This window comes from Achromobacter sp. ACM01 (assembly GCF_014851745.1).
GTDB lineage: Bacteria > Pseudomonadota > Gammaproteobacteria > Burkholderiales > Burkholderiaceae_B > Achromobacter > Achromobacter aegrifaciens.
Map to the genome: position 1 here is coordinate 149,168 of NZ_JACVAF010000005.1, position 20,848 is coordinate 170,015.

The following is a 20,848-nucleotide window of genomic DNA, read 5'->3' on the forward strand; positions in this document are numbered from 1 at the left end:
GCATCAGGCTTTACTTGCCCGCGGCCAGCGCGGCCGCGATCTCGTCCACGTTCTGCTGCATGGCGGTCAAGCCCGCGCTGCCCAGCAGGTACCAGTTGTAGCCGTTCAGGTAAACCACGCGCTTGTTCTTCCAGGCCTTGGTCGGACGCACCAGCTCGTTGTCCAGCATGCGCTGGGCCGACACGCCTTCACGGCCGATGGCGGCGTCGCGGTCGATCACGAACAGCCAGTCGGGGTCGGTCTGGGCGATGAACTCGAACGAGATCGCCTGGCCGTGGTTCGACACGCTCAGCCCCGTCGTCGCCGGCTTGATGCCGAAGGCGTCGTGGATCACGCCGAAGCGCGAACCCGGACCGTAGGCGCTCATCTTGCCGCCAGTGGTCAGCACGATCAGCGCGGTGCCGGCGTTGGCCGCCTTGCCGTTCAGGTCCGCGATCGAAGCGCGCAGGGCGTCGAGCTTGGTCTTGGCGACATCCTGCTTGCCGTAGATGGCGGCCAGCGTTTCGGTGTTGCGCGTCACGCTGCCGACCAGGTCCTTCGCGTTGACCGTCAGGTCCACGGTGGGCGCCAGCTTGGCGAGCTCGTCGTACTTGGGCGCGGAGCGGCCCGCGACGAAGATGAGTTGCGGCGCGGCGGCGTGGATCACCTCGTAGTTGGGCTCGAACATCGATCCCACCTTCAGGTAGCGCTGATCGGCATACTGGCTGAGCTGCGGCGGCCACTTGGCCACCGTCGGCACGCCCGCCACGTTTACGTCCAGCGCATGCAGGGTGTCCAGCACGGCCAGGTCCATCACCACTGTCTTCGCCGGGTTGGCCGGCACGGCGGTTTCGCCGCGCGCGTGCTTCACCGGCACCGTCGCCTGCGCGGCGCATACCGCCGTGGCGGCGCCCAGGACCAGCGCGGCCCCGGCCTGCATCGCCCAACGCCGGACGCGGCCTGCCTGCATTTGCTTCTTCATGCGTACCTCTTCATGTTGCGGGCGCCAGGCGCCCTTTCAAACTCAGAACTTGACGCCCACGCCCAGCCAGTAGCGGCGGCCGTCCTCGACGTAGCCGTAGTCGTCGTACGTGACCTGCTTGTCGAACAGGTTGTAGATGCCGGCGTACACCGCCACCGTCTTGTTCACCTGGTACGAACCGCCCAGGTCCACGAACGTGTAGGAAGGCGCGACCACCGACGAGGACGAGGGGCCGGTGATGGGCTGGCTTTCCTTGCCGCGGTAGTTCAGGCGCGCCCATGCCTGCAGCGCGTCCGAGGCCTGCCAGTTCACCGTGGTGGTGAACAGGTGCTTGGGCAGCTGGTTCAGCGGCTGGCCCTTGTACTGGCCCGACTTCTGCTCCGACTTGGTGAAGGTGTAGCTGCTGGTCAGGGACCAGTCGCGCGACAGCGGCAGCTTCAGGTTGGCTTCCACGCCGCGCGAATTGGCCTTGTCCACGTTCATGTAGGTGGTCGGGTCCGAGCCGAACTGGTTCGGGCCGTCCGTGCACTGGGTCGCCGGGCAAGCCACGCGGGTGATCTTGTCCTTGAAGTCGTTGTTGAAGATCGTCAGGCCGGCGTTGAAGCCTTCGCCGTCGTCATACAGGATGCCGATTTCCTCGGTCACCGACTTCTCGGGCGTCAGGTCCGGGTTGCCGTACATATTGCCGCCGCGGCTGACCTGGCCCCAGCCCGCCACCGTCTGGCGCAGGTCGGGCGCGCGGAAACCGGTGGACACGCCGCCCTTCAGGGTCCAGCGGTCGGCCATGTGCCAGACGCCGTACAGGCGCGGGCTGAAGTGCGTGCCGAAGTTCTCGTCTTCGTCCATGCGCAGGCCGGTGGTGACGGCGAAGGTCTCGGTCAGGCGCCATTCGTCTTCGGCGAACAAGGCCCACTGGTAGCGGTCCACCTTGCTGGGGCCGTTGGCCAGCTGGTTGCCGGTCTGGTCGTTCAGGCGCTGGCTCAGGTAGCTGCCGCCCAGGGTCAGCATGTGCGAACCCAGGGGCAAGGTCCAGCTCGTCTGGATGTCCAGGTTCTTGATCTTCATCTGGCGCGAGCGGTTGTCGAACTCTTCCTGCTGCACATAGCTGTCCGACACGCCCCAGCCCCAGCGTCCGGTATGCGACAGCGCCCACTTGTTGCTGCGGTAGTCGGTATCGGACGAGGCCGGGCAACCATTGCGCCCGCAAGCCTGGCCGGGCGGCAGCGGCTCGACCGTCTTGCCCAGCGTTTCGTGCAGCTTCTGGCGCATGGTGGTCGCTTCCAGCACGATGTCGTGGTCGCGGTTGGGCGTCAGCGCCAGCTTGGCCGTGACGCTTTCCGAGTTGCGCTTGCGGAAGCCGTCGACGATGTCGTCTTCGTCGCGCTGCGTGGCCTGGCCGTAGATCTGCAGGCCCAGCAGGTCCGTCTTGATCGGGCCGGACAGGTAGAAGTTGCCCTGGTAGATGTCGCCCGACTTGTTGCTTTCCTGGATGGTGGTGTCCAGGCGGATCTCGCCGCCCCACTCCGAAGGCACCTTGCGCGTGATGATGTTGATCACCCCGCCCATGGCGTCCGAGCCGTACAGCGAGGACATGGGGCCGCGCACCACCTCGATGCGCTCGATGGCGGAAAGCGGCGGGGTCCAGCCGCCTTCGACGCCCGTGGAGTCCGAGTTGGTGCGGGTCTCGCGCGAGTTCTGGCGCTTGCCGTCGATCAGGATCAGCGTGTACTTGGGGCCCATGCCACGCAGGCTGATGTCCTGGCGATCGCCGCCGCCGGTGACGATCACGCCTGGCACGTCCACCAGCGCGTCGTTGATGTCGCGGTAGAACTTCTTGTCCAGGTCCTCGCGGGTGATCACGCTGATCGATGCCGGCGCATCCTGGATCTGCTGTTCATAACCCGAGGCCGTCACCACCACGGTATCCAGCGTCTTTGCGGTGTCGGCGCTCTGCGCCCACGCGGGCTGCGCCACGCCGAAACCCGCTGCGCACAGGGCTGCCGCCAACTGCGTGCGCGAACCCGGACCGCGCCGGCCGGCGACCAATTCTTTGCTGCTCATGATTCCAGTTTCTCCCGTCCCAGGCCCGCGCCCCACCCCGCGTGCGGCGTCCGTCCTGCCCCGTATTTATTAATGAAAACCATTCTCATATTAGAATTGGACCTGCCGGGAGCCAGCAACACGCTTTCCGCAACTTTTATCTTCTTTGAACTTCTTGACACTCCGGCCCGCGGCCATAAGCCAAACTGCCGGATGCAGAACCGACGACACGCATGCCTTTTTCCCACGCACCGGCGACTCGCCGCATCCTGCTGATTGACGACGATGTCGAGCTTGCGCAGATGCTGCGCGAGTACCTGGAACCCGGTCACTGCCAGCTCACCCTGGCGCATAGCGGCACGCAGGGCCTGGCCCTGTTGGCTCAGGACGACTACGACCTGGTGCTGCTGGACCTGATGCTGCCCGACGGCAACGGGCTGGATCTGCTGAAGCAATACCGCCAGCGCTCGCGCCGGCCGGTCATCATGTTCACCGCCCACGGCGGCGAGACGGACCGCGTGCTGGGCCTGGAGTTCGGCGCCGACGATTACCTGGCCAAGCCCTTCAGTCCGCGCGAACTCAAGGCCCGCATCACGGCCGTGCTGCGCCGTTTCGAGGAAGTGCCGGACACGGCCCGCCCCGCCCTGGCGCTGGGCGCAGTGTCGCTGGACGCCGCCACCGGCGTGCTGCGGATGGGCGATAGCGAAATCCCGCTGACCGGCGCCGAACAGCGCATCCTGGAAATCCTCATGCGCACGCCCGGCCAAGTGGTCGCGCGCGACCAGATCGGCCTGTACGCGCTGGGCCGCAAGCCGGACCGCTACGACCGCAGCATCGACACCCACATCAGCTCGCTGCGCAAGAAGCTGCGCAGCGACGGCGGCGCCGAGACCTTGGCGATCCGCAACCTGCGCGGCCTGGGTTACGTGCTGGCGGGCGCTGACTGATGGCCTGGCTGCCCACCCGCTCGCTATTCGGACGCGCCTTCCTGACCTTCTGGGGTGCGATGGCCGTCATCCTGGTCTGCGGCATGGTGCTGACGGCCGCGGTCGCCTGGTACCGCTTCAATTCCCTGGATGGCCTGAATCCCGGCAATCTCACGCGCGATGCTGCGCAGATCGCCCGCAGCGAGGGCGTGGATGGCCTGGAACGCTGGGTCGAAGCCATGGACCGGCGCTACTCGGCGCTGAAGATCTACGTCATGGACGCCCAGGACAAGGACATCCTGGGCCGGCGGCTGCCCGCCCGCATGGAAGACTGGCTGAGCGATTTCCGCGCCGGGCCGGACCGTTCGCCGAAAGCCGACTACCTTCCCGCCGACCCCACCGGCGAGCGCGTTTCCTGGTGGGAACCGCAAAAGCTGGTCTTGCCCGATGGTTCGCAACTGCTGCTGCTGTTCCTGCCGTTCGATTCATCGCATTGGGAAGTGCTGGCCCTGTCGCCCGTGGCGCTGGCCCTGGTGCTGTTCGCGCTGGCGGTGACCGCACCGTTCTGCTGGGCCCTGAGCCGCCACGTGACGGCGCCCTTGGCGCAGTTGCGCCAGACCACGCATGCCCTGTCCGCGGGGCGGCTGGATGCGCACACGCCCGCCAAGCTGGCCCGCCGCAAGGACGAACTGGGCCAGCTTGCGCGCGACTTCGACGCCATGGCCGACCGGCTGAAGGCGCTGGTCGACACGCGCGAACAGCTGCTGCACAACATCGCACACGAACTGCGTTCGCCGCTTGCACGGCTGCGGCTGGCGGCGGAGCTCGCGCGGCGCAAGGACGAGCGCCAGGATCTGCAGCTGGACCGCATCGAACTCGAATGCGAACGCCTGGACGCGCTGGTCGGCAACACCTTGCGGCTGGCGCGCCTGGGCGCCCTGCCCGTGCCTACTGACACCCTGGACCTGGCCGAACTCGTGTCGGACGTCGTCGAGGATGCACGCTTTGAGGCTGGCGGCCGGCAGATCCGCATAGAGTGGAGCCAACATGCGCCCGTGCCCCTGGTCGGCGACCGTTGCAGCCTGGCCAGCGCCATCGAGAACGTACTGCGCAACGCCCTGCGCTTTGCGCCCGCGCACAGCGCGATCCGCGTGCGCCTGCTGTCGAACGCGCACGAAGCCTGCCTGGAGATCGAGGATCATGGGCCCGGCGTGGCCGCCGAAGAGCTGCAATCGCTGTTCGAGCCCTTCTATCGCACCGCCTCGGGCGCGCGCAAGCCGGGCAGCGGCGCCGGACTGGGCCTGTCGATTGCCCAGGCCGCCGTGGCCGCGCACAAGGGCAGGATGTCGGCCCGCAATATTTCGCCACAGGGGCTGAGCGTGCGGCTGGAACTGCCGCGCCTGAACGGCTGAAGCCAGGGTCGATCAGTCGGCGTCGGCCAGGATCGCGGCCGGCAGCCGCGGCAATACCCGCATGGCGTTGGCGGTGGTGGCATGGGCCACCTGCGCCGGCGTGATGCCACGCAGTTCCGCCAACGTGGCCGCGATGCGGACCAGCTCGGCAGGCGCATTGCGCCGATGCGGCGGATGCAGCCAGGCCGGAGGGATGTCCGGCGCATCGGTTTCCAGCACCAGGTGGGCCAGGTCCACGTCCACCGCATGGCGGCGTATCTGCAAGGCGCGCTCATAGGTCATGGCGCCGCCCAGGCCCAGCGCGAATCCCTGGTCTATGAATGCCTGCGCCTGCTGCGCGCTGCCGTTGAAGGCGTGCGCAATGCCGCCGATGCGCGGATGGCGGCGCAGGTACTTCAAGAGGATGTCCTGCGACTTGCGCACGTGCAGCAGCACCGGCAGGCCGAACTCGGCAGCCAGCGCCAGTTGCGCAGCGTAGAAGCGCTCCTGGCGCTCGCGCGGTTCGCCGGAGGCTATTTCGGGAACGAAGAAATCCAGGCCGATCTCGCCGATGGCGACGAAGCGAGGATCGCCCAGCGCATCCTTGACGGCAGCGCGCAGCGCTTCCAGATCGGCGTCGCTGGCGCGCTGGACGTATAGCGGATGGATGCCCAGCGCATAGGCGCCGCCGGCCGTCTTGCCGGCCAGCTCGCGCACCGCGGAAAAATTGGCGCGTTCGACCGCTGGAATCACAATGGACTGCACGCCTGCCTGGCAGGCGCCGTCGGCGACTTGCTCGCGGTCGGCGTCGAACTCGGCGGCATCCAGGTGGCAATGGGTATCGATCAGCATGGGCGCGACCTCCTTGCCCGGATTATCCCCCCGGCGCGCCTTAACCCGAAACCAGGCGGCCGTTTTCCATGAGCAGCTGGCGGTCGGCGCGGGCGGCCAGTTCCGGATCGTGCGTGACGATGGCGAACGCCGTGCCGGACTCCTGGTTCACCCGCGTCAGCAGTTCGAACATATTGTGCGCCGTGTGGCGGTCCAGGTTGCCGGTGGGCTCGTCGGCCAGCACGCAGACGGGCCGCGTAACCAGGGCGCGCGCCAGCGCCACGCGCTGCCGTTCGCCGCCGGACAGCTGGCCCGGGAAGTGACCTTCGCGCGCGGCCAGGCCCACCATGCCCAGGACCTCGTGCGCGGCTTGCCGCGCCTTGTCGCGGTTCTCGCGGCGCACGATCAGCGGCATCGCCACGTTATCCAGCGCCGAGAACTCCGGCAGCAGGTGGTGGAACTGGTAGACGAAACCCAGGCTGCGGTTGCGCACGGCGCTCTTGCGGGCCTCGGACAGCCCGACGGCAAGCTGGCCGTCCACCGACACCGAGCCGCTGGTGGGCACGTCCAGCAGGCCCAGGATATGCAGCAGCGTGCTCTTGCCGGAGCCGGAGGCGCCGACGATGGCGACCATTTCGCCGCGCGCCACGGTCAGGCTGACGTTGCTCAGCACTTCGATGCGCGCAGGGCCTTCGTCGTAGACCTTGACGATGTTGTCGGCCTGCAGTGCGGGAGTCAGCATGTCAGTCATGGCGCAGCACCTGTGCGGGTTGCAGGCGCGAGGCGCGCCAGCTGGGGTACAGGGTCGCCAGCAGCGACAGCACCAGGGAGGTCACGCCGATGGTGACGATGTCGCCCATCTGCGGATCCGACGGCAAGGCGCTGATGAAATAGATTTCACGCGGCAGGAAATGCACGCCCAGCAGCCCTTCGATGAACGGCACGATCACGTCCACGTTATAGGCAATGAGGATGCCGCCCGCGACCCCCAGCAGCGTGCCGATCACGCCGATCAGCGCCCCTTGCACCAGGAAGATGCGGGCGATTTCTCGCGGTCCCGCACCCAGCGTGCGCAGGATGGCGATGTCGGACTGCTTGTCCTTCACGGCCATGACCAGGGACGACAGCAGGTTGAACGCGGCCACGGCCACGATCAGCGCCAGGATCAGGAACATCATGCGCTTTTCGGTCTTCACGGCCGCGAACCAGGTGCGGTTGTTGCGCGACCAGTCGCTGGCCATCATGTAGGGCGGCAGCACCTTCTGCAATTCGGCCGCCACTTCCGGCGCGCGCTGCATGTCGGCGATACGCAGGCGCACGCCGGCGGTGCCGCTGTCGCGGAACACGCGGGCGGCGTCCTCGTCGTCGACGAAGGCCAGCGAAGAATCGTATTCGTAGTGGCCGGACGAGAACACGCCCACCACGGTGAACTGGCGCATGCGCGGCGTGAAGCCCGCCGGGCTGATCGAGCCTTGCGGCGCCATCATCAGGAGCGTGTCGCCCAGCTTCACGCCCATGCCGTCGGCCAGTTCATTGCCCAGCACCACGCCGAAGCTGCCGGGCTTCAGGTCGGCGAGCTTGCCCGACACCATCTGGCGCGGCAGGTCCGACACATTGCCTTCGGTCTGCGGATCGATGCCGCGCACCTGCACGCCGCGCAAGGCCTGCCCGCGCACCAGCATGCCCTGCGCCGCCACGAACGGAGCGCCGGCCTTGACGGCGGGATTCTTCTCGGCGGCGGAAGCGAACTCCTGCCATCTCTCCAGCACCCGCTCCGGTGCCGCGCCGGGGATGTAGAGTTCGATGTGCGGCAGCACCGACAGCATGCGGTCGCGCACTTCCTTCTGGAAGCCGTTCATCACGGACAGCACCACGATCAGGGCGGCAACGCCCAGCGCAATGCCTGCCATGGAACTGGCGGCGATGAAGGAGATGAAGCGATCGCGGCGGCCGCGTCGCTGGCGGATTCGGGCCAACCCGGCATAGCGGGCGCCTATCCATAGTTCGTAGGGTATTTTCAGCACGAGCGCATTATGGCATTAACCGCCTGGATTCCGCCCCGCGGATGTGCGGTTCCGAGACCAGGCGTTTCAAGCTATGGCAGTGGCGGACGCCGCTTAGTTCCCGCGGCCCGCGCGGACTACAATCGCGCCCATGCTGATCGTCATTCCGGGCGCCCTGCCCGCCCTTCCCGTCGCCGCCGAACTGGCCAAGCTCTTGCCCGAACGCGCGCCCACGCTGCACGGCTGGCTCCAGGCCGGCGCCGCCCGGCCCCAGGCCCATGACGTGCGCGCCCAAGGCTGTACGCCCTACGAAGCCTGGCAGTTGGCCCGCGCCGGCTACGTCCCCGAAGCGGGCCTGCCGCCCGGCGCCGGACTGGGTCCGCTGCTGGCCGGCGCCCAAACCGGCGGCGATGGCCCCGTCTGGCTGGCCGAACTGGTCCACCTGGCGCTGGGCACGGACCAGGCCGCCTTGCTGGACCCCGGCCTGATGGAACTGCGCGCCGAGGAAACGGCTGCTCTGCTCGAGACCGCCCGCCCCCTGTTCGAAGACACGGGCTTCGAGGTCCAAGCGCTCTCGCCCGAACGCTGGCGCCTGCGCCTGCCGGAGGGCCTGCGGCCGCAGACCGCCAGCCCGCTGGCCGTGGCCGGACAGCGCCTGAACGACTGGTGGCGCCAGGACGCGGAAGCGCGCCCGTGGCGCCGGCTGCTCAATGAAATACAGATGGCCTGGCACGAACACCCGGTCAACGACGCCCGCGCGGCGCGCGGCCTGCCTCCGGTCAATGCGCTGTGGCTGTATGGCGGCGGCAAACCTTGGACGCAGTCCCAGCCGGCCCCGGCGCAGGTTTACAGCAACCTGGACGCCCCCCAGCGGGCCGGCGACTGGGCCGCCTGGCTGGACGCCCTGGCCGCGCTGGACGCACAGCATCTGCGCCCGCTGGCCGGCAAGCAAGGCCTGCCGGCCGCGCCCGCCGAACTGCTGCTGCTGGGCGACGACCGCAAGGTCGCCCTCACCCTGAAACCGCGCGGGGGCCTGCTCGGCTTGCTGCCCGCGCCCAAGAAAAACTGGAGCGCCTGGTGGTCTCACCCCGCTTAACCGTCCGCACGCCCGACCTGCAAGCCTGCCGCATCCTGGAAGCCTCGGGCATCCACCCGCTGCTGGCCCGTCTGTGGGCCGCCCGCGGCGTCACCCATCCCGATCAGACCCAGCTCGCCTGGAAGTCGCTGCTGCCGCCCAACGGCCTGACGCATTCGGACCACGCCGCCGGCGTGCTGGCCGACGCCATCCAGACAGGCAAGAAGCTGCTGATCGTGGCCGACTACGATTGCGACGGCGCCACCGCCTGCGCGGTCGGACTGCGCGCGCTGTCCGCCATGGGCGCCGACGTGGACTTCCTGGTGCCCAACCGCTTCGAAACCGGGTACGGCCTGTCGCCGGCCGTGGTCGCGCTGGCGGTCCGGCACCGCGCCGGCAAGCCCGACATCATCATCACCGTGGACAACGGCATCGCCAGCGTGGACGGCGTGGCCGCGGCCAATGAGGCCGGCATCGGCGTGGTGATCACCGACCACCACTTGCCGGGCGACACGCTGCCGGCGGCCCTGGCCATCGTCAACCCGAACCAGCCGGGCTGCGGCTTTCCGTCCAAGAACCTGGCGGGCGTGGGCGTCATTTTCTACATGATGCTGGCGCTGCGCGCCGAGCTGCGCCGCCGCGGCGTCTACGCGGCCGATGGCGGCCCGCGCCTGGACGCGCTGTCCGACCTGGTGGCCCTGGGCACCGTGGCCGACGTGGTCAAGCTGGACGCGAACAACCGCCTGCTGGTCACCCAAGGGCTGCAACGCATGCGCGCAGGCCGCCTGCAGCCCGGGCTGCGCGCGCTTTTCGCCGTGGCCGGACGCGAGCCGCGCGCAGCCAACGGCTTCGACCTGGGCTTTGCGCTCGGCCCGCGCATCAATGCGGCCGGCCGCCTGGCCGACATGAGCCTGGGCATCGCCTGCCTGACCACCGACGACGAGGCGCAGGCGCTGGAAATGGCCCGCGAGCTCGACAACATCAACCGCGAGCGCCGCACCATCGAAGCCGAAATGCGCGAACAGGCGCTGGCCGCCATGGAAGAGCCGAACGCTGCCGCCGGCGCTACGGTCTGCGTGTTCGACCCGGGCTGGCACCAAGGCGTTGTAGGCCTGGTGGCCTCGCGCCTGAAGGAAAAATTCTGGCGCCCCACGCTGGCCTTCGCGCCCGCCGGCGACGATGAAATCCGCGGCTCCGGCCGCTCCATTCCCGACGTGCACCTGCGCGACGCGCTGGACCTGGTGTCCAAGCGCCATCCCAACCTGATCCGCAAGTTCGGCGGCCACGCCATGGCGGCCGGCCTGACGCTGGGCCGCAACGACTTCGCGGCCTTCGCCCCCGCGTTCGACGCCGCCGTGCGCGAGCTGACGGGCCGCGACACCTTCGAGCCGGTGATCGAGACCGACGGCTCGCTGGACACCGGCTACGCCAACGCCGACGTGGCCGGCATGCTGCAGCAGCAGGTCTGGGGCGCCGGCTTCGCCGCGCCGCTGTTCCTGGACGAGTTCGTGGTGCGCAACCAGCGCCTGGTTGGGGAAAAGCACCTGAAACTATCGCTGGAGCGCGGCCACCAGCGCTTCGACGCGATCTGGTTCGGCCACGACCAGTCGCTGCCCGAACACATCCAGGCGGCATACCGGCTGGAGCAGAACGTGTGGAACGGGATGGTGTCGGTGCAGTTGGTGATCGAGCACGCGGGCTAACAAGGCCCGCCATGTAAGCGAGCCCGCCGCGACCCGCGTAGGGTTGCGCGCGGCGGGCGCCTGAACTCTCGTCTCAGGCCGCGCGCTCCCTCCTACTTGTTCACCAGCTTCGCCGGCTGCGCCAGGGCCACCAGCGCCCCCACCACCAGGCAGCCCGACAGCATGTAGAGGCCGGTGTTGGTGGTGCCGGTCATGTCCTTCAGCCAACCCACCAGGTACGGGCTGACGAAACCCGCCAGATTACCCACCGAATTGATGAGCGCGATGCCGGCCGCGGCCGCCGTGCCGCCGAGCAAGGCGGTGGGCAGGCTCCAGAACAGCGGCAGCACCGTGCAGATGCCGATGTTCGCCACCGTCAGCGCAGCGATCGCCAGCACGGTATTGCCGCTCCAGACCGCCGACAGCAGCAGGCCCAGCGCGCCAAACAGCGCGGGCAGCGCGACGTGCCAGCGGCGTTCGCGGTGGCGGTCCGAGTTGCGCGAAATCAGGATCATGCCGATCACGGCGAACAGGTTGGGAACCGCCGTCAGCAGACCGATGGCCAGCGGGCTCTGCACCCCTGTGCCCTTGATCAGGGTCGGCATCCAGAAGCCCACGCCGTAAAGCCCCATCACGAACGAGAAGTAGATCAGCGACATCGCCCAGACGCGCGGCTTGGCCAGCGCGGCGCGGATCGGCGGGTCTTCCTTCTGCTGTTCCTCGGCCGCGATATTGCGGATCAGCACCGCCTTTTCCGTGGCGGTCAGCCATTTGGCCTTATTGATGCGGTCATCCAGATAAATCAGCACCAGCACGCCGATCAGCACCGACGGTATGCCCTCCAGCAGGAACAGCCATTGCCAGCCCGACAGGCCATGGTCGCCATGGAACGTGCTCATGATCCAGCCGGAGATCGGCCCGCCGATCAGCCCGGACATGGGCACCGCGGTCATGAAGAAGGTCGTGATGCGGCCGCGCCGCGCCGCGGGGTACCAATAGGTCAGGTACAGGATGATGCCCGGAAAGAATCCGGCCTCGGCCGCGCCCAGCAGGAAGCGCAGGATGTAGAACATGTGCACGCTGGTCACGAACATCATGCAGGCGGAGATGATCCCCCAGGTGATCATGATGCGTGCGATCCAGATCCGCGCCCCCACCTTGTGCAGGATGATGTTGCTGGGAATTTCGAAAATGAAGTAGCCGATGAAGAAGATGCCCGCGCCCAGCCCGTACACGGTCTCGCTGAACTGAAGCTCCTGCAGCATCTGCAGCTTGGCAAAACCCACGTTCACGCGGTCCAGGTAGGCCACGACGTAGCAAACCACCAGCAGCGGCACCAGCCGCCAGCCTACCTTGCGGTAGATCCGGTCTTCCTCAGACGCCGGGATCGCCGGCGAAACCCCGGGGGCCATCGCATTTTCCATCTATGTCTCCATTCCTCTATCGGGATAGGCCGGCTGCGCCGGCGCCTTTACGGCCCGGTCATCCCGATCAGGAACGGCTGGACCGCTTATACGCAGCCTAGAACCGCTGACTTGACAAAAAACTGAACAACTTGGGGTCCACGCCGGGAAACCGCCTGCTCGCGATCCGTCCCCCTTCCCGCCAACGCGGCCGCGCACTTGGCCCAAGCACGGTAAAATGTTTGGTTTCGCACAAAAGTCATCAGGACAGGATCATCATGGAAGCCGAACGTCAGAACCAGCTCGCAGCCCGCCTCGCCGATTACGCGGAGCGCGAACAGGCTCTACGGAGGTATCTTTGACTACGATGCCAAAGCTGAACGCCTGCAAGTCGTAAACGCCGAGCTCGAAGATCCGGCGGTCTGGAACGACCCCAAGCACGCCCAGGACCTGGGCCGTGAAAAGAAAGCCCTCGAAGACGTGGTGGAAACGCTCACGGCGCTGGGTACGGGCCTGTCCGACTCGAACGAACTGTTCGAAATGGCCGCCTCCGACGACGACGACGCCACCCTCGAATCCATCGAGCAGGACGCCGACGCCTTCCAGGAAAAGCTGGAAGCGCTGGAATTCCGCCGCATGTTCTCCAATCCGGCCGATCCGCTGAATTGCTTCCTGGACATCCAGGCCGGCGCCGGCGGCACGGAAGCGCAGGACTGGGCCTCCATGCTGCTGCGCCAGTACCTGAAGTACGCCGAGCGCAAGGGCTTCAAGGCCGAAGTGCTGGAAGAATCCGAAGGCGACGTGGCGGGCCTGAAGTCCGCCACCATCAAGATCGAAGGCGAGTACGCATTCGGCTACCTGCGCACCGAAACCGGCGTGCACCGCCTGGTGCGCAAGAGCCCGTTCGACTCCTCGGGCGGCCGCCACACCTCGTTCGCCAGCGTCTTCGTCTACCCGGAAGTCGACGAATCCTTCGAAGTCGAAGTGAACCCCGCCGACCTGCGCGTGGACACCTACCGCGCGTCCGGCGCGGGCGGCCAGCACATCAACAAGACCGACTCGGCAGTGCGTCTGACCCACATGCCCACCGGCATCGTGGTGCAGTGCCAGAACGACCGTTCGCAGCACCGCAACCGCGCCGAAGCCATGCAGATGCTGAAGTCCAAGCTCTACGAACTCGAGATGCGCAACCGCATGGCCGAGCAGCAGAAGCTGGAAGACTCCAAGACCGACGTGGGCTGGGGCCATCAGATCCGTTCCTATGTGCTGGACCAGAGCCGCATCAAGGACCTGCGCACCAACGTTGAAATTTCCAACACGCAGAAAGTGCTGGACGGCGACCTGGATCCCTTCATCCAGGCCAGCCTGAAGCAAGGCATCTAAGTTTCGCGATACTCCCCCTCAACGCATCCAGAGGTTCACGAATGTCCGACACCATTGCAATTCTCACCGGCGCATCGCGCGGCATCGGCGCCGCCATGGCGCGCGGCCTGGCCAAACCGGGCACCCGCCTGATCACCCTGGCGCGCCGGGAAGATCCCGAGCTGGCCGCCTATGCGCGTTCGCAGGATGCGCAGCTGGAACAGCTGTCCGTGGACCTCTCGGATCTGAACGCCGTTGAAGCGGCGGCGCAGCGCATCTGCGCGTCGCTGCCGCGCGATGCCAGCCGCTATCTGCTGATCAACAACGCCGGCACGGTGCACCCCATCGCCGGCACCGACGCGCTGGTCGACGGCGCGGCCATCACCGCCGCCTTCAACCTGAACGTCAGCGCCGTCATGCTGCTCACCGCACGCTTCCTGGCCGCGGTCGAAGACCTCAAGGCCGACCGCCGCGTGCTCAACATCTCCTCCGGCGCGGGCCGCAACCCGAACGCCGGCTGGGGCGTCTACTGCGCCACCAAGGCCGCGCTCGACATGTACTCGCGCGTGGTCAAGGCCGAGCAAGGCGCCGACGGCGCGCGCATCGTCGCGCTGGCCCCCGGCATCGTCGACACCGACATGCAGGTCGCCATCCGTTCCAGCGATCCGGAAAGCTTCCCGGCGCTGGCCAAGTTCCAGGAGTTCCACGCGACCGGCAAGCTGTCCTCGCCCGCCAACGTGGCCTCCCGCATCCTCGCCTACCTGGATCGCGAAGATTTCGGCACGACCGAGATCGACGACATCCGCAATTACGACTGATTCCCCGACCATGACCGACCACTCGACCACTCCGGCGCCCGCCCAGGATGAAAACCGCTTGATCGCCGAACGGCGCGCCAAGCTGGCCAAACTGCGTGAAGCCGGGGTCGCGTACCCCAACGATTTCGTTCCCGACGCCCGCGCCGCCGCCTTGCACGACAAGTACGACGGCCAGGAGCAGGAAGCCCTGGCCGCCAACCCCGTCACCGTCAAGGTCGCGGGCCGCATGATGCTCAAGCGCGTCATGGGCAAGGCCAGCTTCGCCACGCTGCAGGACAGCACCGGCCGCATCCAGATCTACCTGGACCGCGGCACCCTGGGCGAAGACAGCTACGCCGCGTTCAAGCAATGGGACATCGGCGACATCATCGCGATCGAAGGGTCGGTCTTCAAGACCAACAAGGGCGAACTGTCGGTGCACGCCGCCAGCGCGCGCCTGCTGTCCAAGTCGCTGCGCCCGCTGCCGGACAAGTTCCACGGCGTGGCCGACCAGGAACTGCGCTACCGCCAGCGCTACGTCGACCTCATCATGACGGACGCCACGCGCCGCACGTTCGAGGCGCGCAGCAAGGCCGTGGGCAGCATCCGCCAGTTCATGCTGAACGCGGGCTTTCTTGAAGTGGAAACCCCGATGCTGCACCCGATCCCGGGCGGCGCGGCGGCCAAGCCCTTCGTCACGCACCACAATGCGCTGGACATGGAAATGTACCTGCGCATCGCGCCCGAGCTCTACCTCAAGCGCCTGATCGTGGGCGGCTTCGAACGCGTGTTCGAAGTCAACCGCAACTTCCGCAACGAGGGCGTGAGCCCGCGCCACAACCCTGAATTCACCATGATGGAGTTCTATGCGGCCTTCGCGGAATACCGCTGGCTCATGGACTTCACCGAAGAGCTGATCCGCCAGGCCGCCATCTCGGCCACCGGCAGCGCCGTGCTGACCTACCAGGAACGCGAACTGGACCTGTCCAAGCCGTTCGACCGCCTGACCATCTGCGAAGCCATCCTCAAGTACGCGCCGGGCTACACCCAGGCGCAACTGGACGATCCGGCCTTCGTGCGCGCGGAACTCAAGAAGCTGGGCGCCGACGCCGACGGCCCGGTGCTGTCGCGCGCCGGCCTGGGCGCGCTGCAGCTGGCGCTGTTCGAAGAGACCGCCGAAGCCAAGCTCTGGAACCCCACCTACATCATCGACTACCCGGTGGAAGTCTCGCCGCTGGCGCGCGCCTCCGATACCCGCGAGGGCATCACCGAGCGCTTCGAGCTCTTCATGACGGGCCGCGAAATCGCCAACGGCTTCTCGGAGCTGAACGATCCCGAAGACCAGGCCGAGCGTTTCCGCTCGCAGGTCGAAGCCAAGGACGCGGGCGACGAGGAAGCCATGTTCTACGACGCGGACTACATCCGCGCCCTGGAATACGGCATGCCTCCGACGGGCGGCTGCGGCATCGGCATCGACCGCCTGGTCATGCTGCTGACCGACAGCCCCAGCATCCGCGACGTCATCCTCTTCCCGCACCTGCGCCGTGAAGACTAAACGGGCGCTGGCATCATGATCTTCAAGATCCTGATGCTGCTGCTGGTCGTGGCGGGGCTGGTCTACTGGATCAAACAGCCCCGCAGCGGCTCGCCCTATTCCCCCTATCCGGCGGCGCGGCCGCGTCGGCCGGCGTTCATCGCGCTGTGTATCGCCGCGGCGCTGTCGGTGGCGGCTTCGCTCATGACCTTCCTGTTGTGGGCGGGCGGCGTGGCCGGCGGCGTAACCGGCGGCGGCTATCACGGGCAGGTGGATTTCCTGCTGCCCGTGGCGGGCACGCTGCTGGCGCTGGCCGTCGTCTGCGCCGTAGGCGCGTTCCTCAAGCGCCGGGGCTGAACGCCCGCCCCTGCCGCGCGCCTATTCGGGCCACTTGCCGGCGCCCGCCGGCAACGACGGCAGCGAGGCCTGCAACATCGCATCGATGAATTCGGCGGGCGGCAAGCGGCCGTCCGGCTTGTACCACTGCACCGTCAGGTTCATGGCGCCCAGCACGCAGCGCTTGATGACGCGCGCATCGCCTTGCAGCAGCCCCGCCGCGACCGCTGCCGCCACCGCGTCCTGCCACATCTCCTCATAGTGGTCGCTCAGCGATTTCACGGCCGCGCGGCTGGGTGCGGACAGGCTGCGCCATTCATAGACCAGCGCGTTCATCGCGTCGCCGCCCGCGCCGTGCAGCATGCTCCACATATGCACGCGGAACAGCGCCGCCAGCCGGTCAGCCGGCGCCCGGTAGCGCGCCAGCGCCCGTTCGCCGTCGTCTATCACTTCCTGGATGCCGTTGTTCATCACCGCCACCAGGATCTCCTCCTTGCTGCGGAAATGATGGAACAGGCTGCCGGACTGCAGACCCACCGCCCGCGCCAGCTCGCGCACGGTGGTGCGTTCATAGCCGTGCTTGCAGAACAGCTGTCCGGCCGTCAGGATCACCTCGCGCCGGCGTTCGGACTCCGAACCCTCGTCCCGCCCTTGCGCGGCCTCCCGCAGTTTCTCCATGTCCGGTCACAGCCTCTGGATGATGGTCGCCGTGGCCATGCCGTGGCCGATGCACATCAGCTGCATGCCCAACTCGCCTTCGGTGGCTTCCAAACCCGTCAGCATCTTGGCCATCAGGCCGGCTCCCGTCGCCCCCAGTGGATGCCCATGCGCGATCGCCCCGCCCCAGGGATTGACGCGCGACAGATTGGCGCCCAGTTCACGCTGCCAGGCGAGCACCACGCTGGCGAAGGCTTCGTTGATCTCGATCCAGTCGATGTCTTCCAGGCTCAGGCCGGCGCGCGCCAGCGCCTGCCGCGCCGCCGGGATCACGCCCGTCAATTGCAGCACCGGATCCGATCCCACCACCACCCGCGCCAGGAAGCGCGCGCGGGGTCGCAAGCCATCGGCCAGCGCCGCATCTCGGTCGGCCAGCAGCACCGCGGACGCCCCGTCCGCCAACTGGCTGGCGTTGGCGGCCGTGACGCCACCCTGGCCTGGCGGCCGCAAGGCAGGCGCCATGGCGGCCATGCGGGCGGGGTCGGTTTTCTCGCGTATGCCTTCGTCACGCCCGGCATCGACCCGCGGCCCCGGCAGCAGCTCGGCGTGGCGGCCGGCCTGCGCGGCGCTCCAGGCGCGCGCGTGGCTTTCCCTTGCCCATTCGTCCATCTCTGCCTGGGACAGCTGCCAACGTTCTGCGATCCGCTCCGCGCTCTCGATCTGGTGGATCAATGGATAGCGCTCCAGCAGGGCCGGGTTCAAGCCTTCGAAGCCGCGGAACTCGCCCTGGCCCAACGTCACGTCCAGGAACATCGGCACCCGGCTCATGCTCTCCACGCCGCCCGCGACCACGTAGCGCATGTCGCCCGCGGCGATGGCTTGCGCGCCGAAATGCACCGCCTGCTGGCTGGATCCGCACATGCGATTCAGGGCCACGCCCGGCACGCTCTCAGGCAGGCCAGCAAGCATGGCGGCCAGCCTGCCGATGTTGGCGCCCTGCTCGCCCGCCTGGCTGACGCAGCCCGCGATCAGGTCCTCGACCTGGGCCCCCGGCAGTCCGGCCCGCGCCAGCAGGCCGGACACCGTCTCGGCCAGCAGCGTATCCGGCCTGGTATCCGCCCACCATCCGCCGCGCCGCCCGAAAGGGGTGCGCACGGCCTCTACGATCACGGATTCGTTCATGCCGTCGTCTCCTCAACGTAGAGCGCTTCGATCTCATCCGCATAGCTGCGGTAGATGCTGGCGCGCCTGACCTTCATGGTCGCGGTCACTTCGCCATCGTCGTGATCCAGCTCCTTGGTCAGCAGATGGAAGCGCTTGATCTGCGCCACCGGCGCCAGGCCGGCGTTGGCGCGCGCGACTTCCTGCTGCACCAGTTCGCGCACCTGCGCGCATTCGGCCAGCGAGCGGAAATGCGTGAAGGCGATGCGGCGCGACTCGGCCCATTTGCCCACCGTGTCGAACTCCAGCTGGATCAGCGCGGACACGTACTTCCTGCCGTCCGCGATCACGATGCATTCCTTGACGTAAGGGCTGCCCTTGACCGCGTTCTCGATCTCGGAGGGCGTCAGGTTCTTGCCGCCCGCCGTGATCATGATGTCCTTCAGGCGGTCCACGATGCGCACGCGCCCCGCGTCTTCGGCCACCACATCGCCCGTATACAGCCAGCCGTCGCGCACGGTGCTGGCGGTGGCTTCCGGATTCTTGTAATAGCCCTGGAACACCATATCGCCGCGCACCAGCAGCTCGCCGGCCTCGCCCATGCGCCATTCCACGCCCAGGATGGGTTCGCCCACGGTGCCCACCTTTACGCGGTCCGGATGCTGGCCGAAGATCATGCCGGCGGACTCCGTCAGCCCATAGACCTCGATCAGCGGCACGCCCAGCGTGCGGAAGTAGCGCACAACGTCCGGCGAGATCGGCGCCGCGCCGGTCATGGCCACGCGCACCCGCCGCAGCCCGATGAAGTTCTGCAGGGCGCGCAGCACCAGCCAGTACCAGAGCCAGCGCGTCCAGCGCTCGCGCAACGTGTACTGCGCGGGGGACTTTTCCAGGAACGGCGTGCAGGCGGCCAACGCGCGTCCGTAAAGCCATTGCTGCAAACGCCCGGCCTCCTGCATCTTGATCGAAATGGCGGCGTGCAGTTTTTCCCAGATGCGCGGCACGCCCAGGAAGATCGTCGGCGCGACTTCGCGCAAATCTTCCTGCACCGTGCGTATCGATTCGCCAAAGTTCACCTGCGCGCCCAGATAGATGGGCACGAAGGTGGACAGCATCTGTTCGGCCACGTGACATAGCGGCAGGTAGGACAGGTGCACGCTGCCGCCGTCCATCGCCAGGCGGTCGGCAATGCCCGGCGCCACGCCGCGCATGTTGCCGTAGCTCAGCATCGCGCCCTTGGGCTTGCCGGTGGAACCGGACGTGTAGATCATGAGGCCGGTATCCTCCAGCCGCTGGCCGTCCAGCGCCGCGTTCAACGCGGCGAGTTCCGCCGCCTCGCGCCGCGCGCCCTCGGCCTCGATCTCGGCGTAGGTCACGATGCGCTCGCGCTCGGCCGGCGCATAGGAGCGCAGGCCCTTGGTCTCCATCATGACGATGCGGCGCAAAAGGGGCAGCCGGTCCGCCACCTGCAGCACCTTGTCGGTCTGCTCCTGGTCCTCGCACACCACCAGTTCCACGTCCGCGTGTTCCAGCACGTAGCCCATCTCCTCGGCCGGGCTGGTGGAGTACACGCCCACCGCCACCGCGCCGACCGCGCCCGCACCCATCTGCGCCAGCAGCCATTCGACGCGGTTCTCGGAGACGATGGCGACCCGGCCGCCCGCGCTCAGTCCCAGGGCGCGCAGGCCCAGTCCCACGCGGCAGGCCCGGCTCCAGTATTCCGCCCAGGTCATGGGCTTCCAGATGCCGAAATCCTTTTGCCGGATGGCGATGGCCGCGGGTTGGCGCCGGGCCTGTTCGCGCAGCATCTGCGGCAGCGTCAAGGCCGGCCACGCCTGCGCCGATGCGCCGGAGGTATCCATATGCTTGTCCATCATGACAGCCAGCGCTTGCGGCGCTTGTAGTGCTTGATGTCGCGAAAGCCACGGGCCTCGCCCGTGCCGCCCACGCCCAGATAGAACTCCCGCACGTCGGGATCCGCCGCCAGCTTTTCGGCGCTGCCGTCGATCACCACCTTGCCGGTCTCCATGATGTAGCCATAATGCGCCACCGCCAAGGCCACCGAGGCGTTCTGCTCCACCAGCAGCATCGACACCCCTTGTTCGTGGTTGATGCGCGCGATGATGGAGAAGATGTTCTCGACCAGCATCGGCGACAGGCCCAGCGAAGGTTCGTCCAGCAGCATCAGCCTGGGCTGCGCGATCAGCGCGCGGCCGATGGCCAGCATCTGCTGCTCGCCGCCCGACAGATAGCCTGCCAGGCCGCGGCGCCGCTCGAACAGGCGCGGAAAGTAGCCGTAGACCAAGTCGAAGTCGACCTTCGCCCCCGGCCTGCCCGTCAAGGCATAGGTCGCGGCCACCAGGTTTTCCTCGACCGTCAGGTCCTCGAACACCCGGCGTCCCTCCATCACATGCGCCAACCCCGCGCGCACCAGGTTCTGCGGCCTGGCGCCCGCGGTGTCGCCGCCGTTGAAGACGATCTGCCCGCGCACCAGCGCACCGTCCTCCAGATCCAGCAGGCCGGACACGGCCTTCAGGGTGGTGGACTTGCCGGCGCCATTGCTGCCCAGGAGAGCCACGATGCTGCCGGCGGGCACCGACAGGGACAAGCCGCGCAGCACCTGCACCGCCTTGTTGTAGACGACTTCGATATTGTTGATATCGAGCACTGCCGCTGCGGGCGCTGCGGC

The 20,848-nt window shown here is 67.6% G+C and carries 18 protein-coding genes; 8 read left to right on the forward strand and 10 right to left on the reverse strand.

The features are described from left to right. Positions 1–10 precede the first annotated feature (10 nt). Both IB268_RS23420 and IB268_RS23425 read right to left on the reverse strand, forming a co-directional pair. Entirely contained in the window at positions 11–961 is a 951-nt protein-coding gene (locus tag IB268_RS23420; RefSeq protein WP_082401124.1) for a siderophore ABC transporter substrate-binding protein, read from the reverse strand. 42 nt (positions 962–1,003) lie between these two features. Then, positions 1,004–3,022, reverse strand: a complete 2,019-nt coding sequence (locus tag IB268_RS23425) for a ligand-gated channel protein (RefSeq protein WP_119451239.1) — start codon at positions 3,020–3,022, stop codon at positions 1,004–1,006. A 212-nt stretch (positions 3,023–3,234) separates the two neighbouring features. Here IB268_RS23425 and IB268_RS23430 point away from each other — a divergent pair, with 212 nt between their 5' ends. Further along, positions 3,235–3,948 (forward strand): response regulator transcription factor, encoded by a 714-nt coding sequence (locus tag IB268_RS23430; RefSeq protein ID WP_054456165.1) that lies wholly within the window; start codon positions 3,235–3,237, stop codon positions 3,946–3,948. Further along, on the forward strand, positions 3,948–5,339 hold the full coding sequence (locus IB268_RS23435; RefSeq protein ID WP_054456162.1) for an ATP-binding protein: 1,392 nt from the start codon (positions 3,948–3,950) through the stop codon (positions 5,337–5,339). The genes IB268_RS23430 and IB268_RS23435 overlap by 1 nt, the downstream gene beginning before the upstream one ends. A gap of 12 nt (positions 5,340–5,351) precedes the next feature. Here IB268_RS23435 and IB268_RS23440 read toward each other — a convergent pair whose 3' ends face one another. Genes IB268_RS23440 through IB268_RS23450 form a run of 3 tightly spaced genes read right to left on the reverse strand, consistent with a single transcriptional unit; the run spans position 5,352 to position 8,125 of the window. Further along, on the reverse strand, positions 5,352–6,170 hold the full coding sequence (locus IB268_RS23440; RefSeq protein WP_054456160.1) for a TatD family hydrolase: 819 nt from the start codon (positions 6,168–6,170) through the stop codon (positions 5,352–5,354). Between the two features lie 40 nt (positions 6,171–6,210). Continuing rightward, positions 6,211–6,900, reverse strand: coding sequence for an ABC transporter ATP-binding protein (locus tag IB268_RS23445; RefSeq protein ID WP_054456159.1), 690 nt, complete (start codon positions 6,898–6,900; stop codon positions 6,211–6,213). After that, a complete protein-coding gene (locus IB268_RS23450) occupies positions 6,893–8,125 on the reverse strand; it encodes a lipoprotein-releasing ABC transporter permease subunit (protein WP_233564600.1) in 1,233 nt (410 codons plus the stop codon). The genes IB268_RS23445 and IB268_RS23450 overlap by 8 nt, the downstream gene beginning before the upstream one ends. A 178-nt stretch (positions 8,126–8,303) precedes the next feature. Here IB268_RS23450 and IB268_RS23455 point away from each other — a divergent pair, with 178 nt between their 5' ends. Next, positions 8,304–9,248, forward strand: a complete 945-nt coding sequence (locus IB268_RS23455) for a hypothetical protein (RefSeq protein ID WP_119451236.1) — start codon at positions 8,304–8,306, stop codon at positions 9,246–9,248. Further along, positions 9,230–10,930 carry a single-stranded-DNA-specific exonuclease RecJ gene (gene recJ, locus IB268_RS23460; RefSeq protein ID WP_054456153.1) on the forward strand — a complete coding sequence of 567 codons (1,701 nt, stop codon included), beginning with the start codon at positions 9,230–9,232 and terminating at the stop codon, positions 10,928–10,930. The genes IB268_RS23455 and recJ overlap by 19 nt, the downstream gene beginning before the upstream one ends. Before the next feature lie 92 nt (positions 10,931–11,022). Here the strand turns inward: recJ and IB268_RS23465 are convergent, their stop codons facing one another. Then, a complete protein-coding gene (locus IB268_RS23465; RefSeq protein ID WP_125470689.1) occupies positions 11,023–12,333 on the reverse strand; it encodes an MFS transporter in 1,311 nt (436 codons plus the stop codon). Positions 12,334–12,590: 257 nt separating this feature from the next. On the opposite strand from IB268_RS23465, the gene prfB reads away from it, so the two are divergent. From prfB to IB268_RS23485, 4 genes are all read left to right on the forward strand, one after another. Then, positions 12,591–13,695, forward strand: a protein-coding gene (prfB, locus tag IB268_RS23470; RefSeq protein ID WP_119451233.1) for a peptide chain release factor 2 whose coding sequence is annotated in 2 segments (ribosomal slippage) — positions 12,591–12,671 and positions 12,673–13,695 — 1,104 coding nt in all. Because the reading frame shifts where the segments join, the coding sequence is not laid out codon by codon here. Between the two features lie 41 nt (positions 13,696–13,736). Further along, a complete protein-coding gene (locus tag IB268_RS23475; protein WP_119451232.1) occupies positions 13,737–14,492 on the forward strand; it encodes an SDR family oxidoreductase in 756 nt (251 codons plus the stop codon). A 10-nt stretch (positions 14,493–14,502) separates the two neighbouring features. Next, positions 14,503–16,026: a lysine--tRNA ligase gene (gene lysS, locus IB268_RS23480; protein ID WP_054456145.1), complete on the forward strand. Its 1,524-nt coding sequence runs from the start codon at positions 14,503–14,505 to the stop codon at positions 16,024–16,026. A gap of 15 nt (positions 16,027–16,041) precedes the next feature. Then, positions 16,042–16,362: a preprotein translocase subunit TatB gene (locus IB268_RS23485; RefSeq protein WP_054456143.1), complete on the forward strand. Its 321-nt coding sequence runs from the start codon at positions 16,042–16,044 to the stop codon at positions 16,360–16,362. Between the two features lie 21 nt (positions 16,363–16,383). Here IB268_RS23485 and IB268_RS23490 read toward each other — a convergent pair whose 3' ends face one another. From IB268_RS23490 to IB268_RS23505, 4 genes are read right to left on the reverse strand one after another with little or no spacing between them, the layout of a single operon-like run. Continuing rightward, on the reverse strand, positions 16,384–17,019 hold the full coding sequence (locus IB268_RS23490) for a TetR/AcrR family transcriptional regulator (protein ID WP_054456141.1): 636 nt from the start codon (positions 17,017–17,019) through the stop codon (positions 16,384–16,386). Between the two features lie 6 nt (positions 17,020–17,025). After that, positions 17,026–18,180, reverse strand: a complete 1,155-nt coding sequence (locus tag IB268_RS23495) for a thiolase family protein (protein ID WP_192354893.1) — start codon at positions 18,178–18,180, stop codon at positions 17,026–17,028. Beyond that, positions 18,177–20,036 (reverse strand): long-chain fatty acid--CoA ligase, encoded by a 1,860-nt coding sequence (locus tag IB268_RS23500; RefSeq protein WP_192354894.1) that lies wholly within the window; start codon positions 20,034–20,036, stop codon positions 18,177–18,179. The genes IB268_RS23495 and IB268_RS23500 overlap by 4 nt, the downstream gene beginning before the upstream one ends. Further along, complete coding sequence (locus IB268_RS23505; RefSeq protein ID WP_054456135.1) at positions 20,033–20,827, reverse strand: ABC transporter ATP-binding protein; 795 nt, start codon at positions 20,825–20,827, stop codon at positions 20,033–20,035. The genes IB268_RS23500 and IB268_RS23505 overlap by 4 nt, the downstream gene beginning before the upstream one ends. Positions 20,828–20,848: the final 21 nt, after the last annotated feature.

Bases quoted from the DNA above. Each gene is read 5' to 3' on its own strand.
- IB268_RS23420 (WP_082401124.1), bottom strand. From the start codon at position 961: ATGAAGAAGCAAATGCAGGCAGGCCGCGTCCGGCGTTGGGCGATGCAG.
- IB268_RS23425 (WP_119451239.1), bottom strand. From the start codon at position 3,022: ATGAGCAGCAAAGAATTGGTCGCCGGCCGGCGCGGTCCGGGTTCGCGC.
- IB268_RS23430 (WP_054456165.1), top strand. From the start codon at position 3,235: ATGCCTTTTTCCCACGCACCGGCGACTCGCCGCATCCTGCTGATTGAC.
- IB268_RS23435 (WP_054456162.1), top strand. From the start codon at position 3,948: ATGGCCTGGCTGCCCACCCGCTCGCTATTCGGACGCGCCTTCCTGACC.
- IB268_RS23440 (WP_054456160.1), bottom strand. From the start codon at position 6,170: ATGCTGATCGATACCCATTGCCACCTGGATGCCGCCGAGTTCGACGCC.
- IB268_RS23445 (WP_054456159.1), bottom strand. From the start codon at position 6,900: ATGACTGACATGCTGACTCCCGCACTGCAGGCCGACAACATCGTCAAG.
- IB268_RS23455 (WP_119451236.1), top strand. From the start codon at position 8,304: ATGCTGATCGTCATTCCGGGCGCCCTGCCCGCCCTTCCCGTCGCCGCC.
- IB268_RS23465 (WP_125470689.1), bottom strand. From the start codon at position 12,333: ATGGAAAATGCGATGGCCCCCGGGGTTTCGCCGGCGATCCCGGCGTCT.
- IB268_RS23475 (WP_119451232.1), top strand. From the start codon at position 13,737: ATGTCCGACACCATTGCAATTCTCACCGGCGCATCGCGCGGCATCGGC.
- lysS (WP_054456145.1), top strand. From the start codon at position 14,503: ATGACCGACCACTCGACCACTCCGGCGCCCGCCCAGGATGAAAACCGC.
- IB268_RS23485 (WP_054456143.1), top strand. From the start codon at position 16,042: ATGATCTTCAAGATCCTGATGCTGCTGCTGGTCGTGGCGGGGCTGGTC.
- IB268_RS23490 (WP_054456141.1), bottom strand. From the start codon at position 17,019: ATGGAGAAACTGCGGGAGGCCGCGCAAGGGCGGGACGAGGGTTCGGAG.
- IB268_RS23495 (WP_192354893.1), bottom strand. From the start codon at position 18,180: ATGAACGAATCCGTGATCGTAGAGGCCGTGCGCACCCCTTTCGGGCGG.
- IB268_RS23500 (WP_192354894.1), bottom strand. From the start codon at position 20,036: ATGATGGACAAGCATATGGATACCTCCGGCGCATCGGCGCAGGCGTGG.